This is a genomic window from Bacteroides muris (ex Afrizal et al. 2022) (assembly GCF_004793475.1).
In the GTDB taxonomy this organism is placed as follows: domain Bacteria; phylum Bacteroidota; class Bacteroidia; order Bacteroidales; family Bacteroidaceae; genus Bacteroides; species Bacteroides muris.
In genome coordinates this window covers 1-5,307 of record NZ_SRYZ01000086.1, presented here as the reverse complement: position 1 = coordinate 5,307, position 5,307 = coordinate 1, and the positions used below count along the sequence as shown (strand labels likewise).

At 43.7% G+C, this 5,307-nt stretch carries 4 protein-coding genes and 1 pseudogene; 1 reads left to right on the top strand and 4 read right to left on the bottom strand.

The window, feature by feature from the left end; genetic code table 11:
- Positions 1 to 88: 88 nt before the first annotated feature.
- Positions 89 to 639: pseudogene (locus tag E5355_RS18735) on the top strand (metallophosphoesterase); the annotation flags it as partial.
- Between the two features lie 32 nt (positions 640 to 671).
- Here E5355_RS18735 and E5355_RS18730 read toward each other — a convergent pair.
- The 4 genes from E5355_RS18730 to E5355_RS20190 all read right to left on the bottom strand — a co-directional run bounded on the left by E5355_RS18730 (position 672) and on the right by E5355_RS20190 (position 5,228).
- Positions 672 to 2,564: a hypothetical protein gene (locus tag E5355_RS18730; protein ID WP_136011515.1), complete on the bottom strand. Its 1,893-nt coding sequence runs from the start codon at positions 2,562 to 2,564 to the stop codon at positions 672 to 674.
- A gap of 6 nt (positions 2,565 to 2,570) precedes the next feature.
- Positions 2,571 to 3,452 (bottom strand): DUF1573 domain-containing protein, encoded by an 882-nt coding sequence (locus tag E5355_RS18725; protein ID WP_246867003.1) that lies wholly within the window; start codon positions 3,450 to 3,452, stop codon positions 2,571 to 2,573.
- Positions 3,449 to 4,687, bottom strand: a complete 1,239-nt coding sequence (locus E5355_RS18720) for a 6-bladed beta-propeller (RefSeq protein ID WP_136011514.1) — start codon at positions 4,685 to 4,687, stop codon at positions 3,449 to 3,451. Before E5355_RS18720 ends, E5355_RS18725 begins: the two co-directional genes overlap by 4 nt.
- Positions 4,688 to 4,925: 238 nt before the next feature.
- A complete protein-coding gene (locus E5355_RS20190; protein WP_136011513.1) occupies positions 4,926 to 5,228 on the bottom strand; it encodes an NVEALA domain-containing protein in 303 nt (100 codons plus the stop codon).
- Between the last annotated feature and the right edge of the window lie 79 nt (positions 5,229 to 5,307).

The window sequence follows — 5,307 nt, the reverse complement described above, 5'->3', positions numbered from 1 at the left end:
TTATTTTAGTTATGGAAACAAAGGAAAAAGAAAGATTGGAAAGCACCAACTAAATGGAAAACAAATATACAGCTACGGGGCGTGAAAAAAAATTCACGCACCGGACGGAGTATATTCTATCCTCGGTAACCATGACTATGGTTCATACTATCACTGGCAAAGTCCGAAAGCAGAAATCGCCAATCTGGACTATTTAGTCCGGCAGCAGCAAGCAATGGGATGGAAACTGCTGAACAACGAGCATGACATCCTTCACCATAATGGTGACAGCATAGCCCTCATCGGTGTGGAAAACAACGCGAGCCTCCCTTCTCCCAATTTGCAAACTTGCCACAAGCCATGCAGGGTACGGAAGGAATGTTCCAAATACTGCTCAGACATAACCCTACCCACTGGAGACGTGAGGTACTGCCCCAATCGGATATTTCACTGATGCTTGCAGGCCATACCCATGCCATGCAAGGCATTTTATTCGGACACTCCCTCTCCGAACTCATCTATCCGGAATGGAAAGGAATGTACTACGAAGGAAACCGTGCACTGTATGTAAACATAGGCATCGGTTATGTGGGATTGCCGTTCCGCTTCGGGGCATGGCCGGAAGTCACGGTACTGACGTTAGTGTCAATGCCAGACTAATTCACCCGGCCCCGTGCCTCCATCCCACACGTTCACCATCTTAGATGTGCCACAAACCACTGCATGCCATTCTCCCACAAGAAGACCTGCTCCTCCCTGCCCTTTGTACAATTGTGCAGCTTTAACAGGGCATTCGAAGGAACAAAATCGAACTCCACCACATCGCCTTCCGCAATCTTCCTGCCCAATGAGACCCAACCTTCCGTGCCATTCTGATAAAAAAGCTCATAACATTCGCCTTTCACCACATAATTATCATCATTGTGGGGTACCAACAGCATACCGCCCAGAGAAACCGGCCTGCCAAAATCCAACACAAGAGGAGCATCCTTCACAGAAGTGTAATAAAAGGTCAGGTTGTCATCATCCATAAGGCTCTCTATGCCCAATGATTTCTTGGGTGAAACCGGAACCGAGGCAATCGCCCGCCTATAGTCCACTTCTGCCGTAAAGGCCGTATCGGCATAAAGGCGAAGTCCGGCAAAGTCCAAAACGCACCCGGCAGGCGGAAGCAACCGCACGTACCGATATCTTTTCCCACTCCGCATTCTCACGTAACGTTTCAGGCACAGAGAGCTGTCCCGCATCACAGCCAGTGTTTCGGCATCCGCAAAGTCGGAGCAGTCGCTACCCTCCACACGAAGCCCATTCATCCGGTACAAATGCCCCAGCAGATTGTTGGTCAACGGATATTTCCGGAACAGCCGTACCCGTTCTCGTCGCACCATATCGGGTTTAAACACAGATACCTTGTCGCCTTCCCACCTGAAAGCGAAACCGTTTTCCCGAAGCTTTCCATTTTCATCCGGAACCACCGGCATCAGAATCACCCCCGGTTCCACATTTTCCACACTGGCACATCCGCCTCCCATCCGGTAACTCCCAATCGGCACCCAACCCGCACTGAAAGAATGCACGGCAATGAAACCCTCCCTTTTCTCGCGAACCGGCACAAGCATCCTATTCTCTCCGAAATAATCTGCCGTCACGTCGCGCTCATACCGATTTCCATTGAAGATGGGCTTTTCCAGCCTGCTGAAGCAGGAACGATACACTTTACCTTTCGAGCGCAGGTTCTTCCAGTCGCGCCGTGCCTCTGACGTTTCAAATTCTATAGGAACGAACCGACCCGTCGTATCCTGCACAGACACCCAGCTGTGACTTAGGTTCACACCCGGAGAAAACTTGAGGTGGTCTGATGCAATAGGAATCCCGGCCGAACGAAACAGATAAATAATGAAGTCCGCATATTCACGGCATGTGCCCATCCAGCATTCGCGCAGGAAAGGCGCGCCGTAATGGGGCAAGTCGAAATCCACATTATACTGGTATCCGGCATTATTCGCATAACATTGCATGGCATCGGCAGCCCCTATCACGTCCGTCCCCCGGTACAGGGAATCAAGCAGGAAAACAGACCGCTCCATGTACTCCTTCCTCCACCGTTCCAAGGGTTCGTCTCCAATGCGGTAGGGCAATATGTATTCGCAGAAGTCCTCGAACGAATAGTGCCTTCCCCAAGGTCGTTGCCGCCAAGCATCAAAAGCAAGGTCGATGTTCTCTATCAGATAATCGGCAGTCATCACTTGGGCATCATAGACTTTCGGCAGAATCTTGTAGTTTATCTGTTTCCAACGATTTTCTCCCCTACCCGTCCGTTTTATCGCCCGCAGAGTATCGTGGATAGCACCCCAATCAGGAATATCATATGCATATTTGTCCTCCATGTTGGCTATCAGAAACCTGGCTGCTTTCAGTTTCAAGCCATCTCCTTGCCTTTCATAGTGGGAAAGCACCTGTTTCAGTTCCCCACTATTGTCTCCCGCAAAGTCCAGCACTTCCTCTATGCGTCGGTCTTCATCCGAAGTGCAGCCGGACAGCAGAAACAGCAGACAAATGCCTGCCGATAATATTCCTCTCAACATATCTTCCTATTTTGCATTACCACTTATTTTCAACCGTATCGGAGAAGCATCTGCATTACAATAGACGGTTATCGTCTTGCTGAAGTGTCCGGGATGGTCAGCCTTGTAGGTGACATGCAGACGCAGGCTCTCACTGGGGTTGACAGGTTCTTTGGAGTAATCTACAGAAGTGCAACCGCAGGAGGAGGTAACATCCGAAATAAACAGAGGTTTATTACCCATGTTCTTCAAGGTAAAAGTTGCTTTTCGCTCTTCCTGCCAAGCGAAATCTCCCAAGGAGGCAGCGGTTTTATCTATGTCGACCATAGTGTTTAGCACGTTACTTTCATTGATACTTCCTATTTTTTCACCTTGGATGATTTTCAGATAAAGTTCTTTCACTTTTGGGTTGTGGATGGGATTGCCGATAGCAAGCACTTTATTATCTTTATCCAACAAAAAGGTTTGAAACATTAAGTCTGAAGAAAAATGGTTCAACTTGTTCAAACTATCTTTTTCATCAATACAAACCGGATAGCCAAAAGTTTCACGCCTTAAAATAAACTGCATTTCTTTCAACCGACGCGTACCCATAAAAAACAAAACCGGAACTTTTTTCTGTTCCAAATAAACAAGAAATTCCTTCCAAGCAGGAAACTGTGCTTTGCAACTGACACAACCCATTGAGTCTAAATAAGAAAGTATCTTATAAGGACTATCAAACAGCATATCCACTGTATCTTTACCAAACAGAGTAAATACATTTTTTTGAGGAAATAAGATTTCACGATCTTGCCAATATAACACCTGTTCATTAACAACTCCCTTCCTTTGACATGAAAAGAAACACATACATACCACAAAAAACAGTATCACAACTCTTACCATATTCCTTGAGCTATCAATCATTTTTCCTTCATATGAAACCACAATAAAACCATATTATCTTCTTCATTGAACTGTTTCGCAATATCAGCAGCCTTTTCACCCACCAATTCGGTCCACTGCACTGCATCATAATGTTCACGTGCCACCACTATATCATTTGGATATACATACCCTATCAGAGCGTGTCCCTCTACACCTACCAGATTAGAAAAAGGGAAAATTGACAAGACATCATTACGCACAACCGAACTTCTGATGCCTTCTTTTCTTCTCAACGAATAAAGGCACTGATATTCCTTATGGTGATTAGCATACGCAAAATACACAACATCATCAGTAAGCAAATACTTTCCCGGAAAAAAATAGTACCCACTACTGCTACTTGCTTGTTTATATTCATTCCAATTCTTATCCAACAACAAGTTCTCCGGCACCTGCCTATCACCAAAATCCAGAAAAAATGCCAACCGGCACGTTCCGTCATCATCAATTTCGTATATCCTGCCGCTATACGGAGAATGATAATATAACCTGCCGTTCAACTCGCTAAAATTATAATCGCTAATTATACTCGAATATTTTCCGCGCTCACGATAGAATCCGCGTTCCTTAATGACAAACAAACTATCTGTCCGGAAGATGGAATAATCTTCTATGGAAGCCAAATGCTGATTATCTGCATCCAAAGTACAAAATACGAAGTTATCCTCTGAAAAACGATGGAACCGAAGGCACAAGAACGGAAGCCTACAAGAACGAAGATACTTCCCATTCAATGTATAATAAATAAAACGACTCGTAAACTGGTCATATACAATCACCAGGCTATCTGTCACTACAAAATCTGTCGGTTCAGCATATTCCTCAGGAGCTTCCCCAAATGTGCCTATATTTGTCAGAAATTTCCCCTCCATAGAAAATTTCTTTATAGACTTCGACTTGTATCTGTCTAACAAGTAAATGGCATCTTTCCTACAAACGACCTTATTTATCGCTCCCAATAAAGCCTCCTCACGATTGTCAAGGCTGAGATAAGTAATAGAATCCACCCACGAAGATACATGCAGCCTTTCTTTCAAATCGCAATCTGCGACAACTATTGTATCAACAGCAGAACCCTTAACAGGCATATCCCGAACATCACGTTCTATTTTTTCCGGCACTACATCTGAGAAAATACTTAAAGGTTTCACCTTATCAGTTTTACAACTTCCCAATGCTGACAAAAAGAATATGTATAAAATAAAATATCTCATTTTAACTAAGTTAAGTAATTTCTTATCAGAGAAACCGGACCAAAATTTTTCATGTATTGATTCTCTGATTGCGTGATTGATTTGTTTACACAACAAGCACAAACAGAAGTTACTGATTATCAATTATTATATTTTGATACGACCATCTTGATTTTCACAAATAAAACTTATAGAATCTGCCATTTCATATCAAGACATGACCTGCCTTGATATGAAATTTCAAAAACAGCAATCATTTTCAACAGCCTGCCGGAGAAAGACAAGTGCCGCTACCTTTTCCACACACATCTGCTTCATAAGTAGTAGTTGTCGTATCTACAATAATATAGTCAAAACCTACTGTTCTGACGCAAGTTATTCTATATGTTTTCCAATTAGTACCTATCGGTCCTATTACATATCCCTCATTGCTGCCTGCCAATGCTTCCACATTAGCCAACATTAAATCAGACATTGCTTTTTCATTCTGATTTGCGTAAACCCCATAACCGGCAACAGCAGCAACTGCTGCAACAAGTGTTATTTTAAAAATCTTATTCATTTTAGCTTTTCTTTTAAATTAATCATAAAACAATATTTACCCCGTATCTATCCTTTCAACGGAACAGCAAACGCATTGC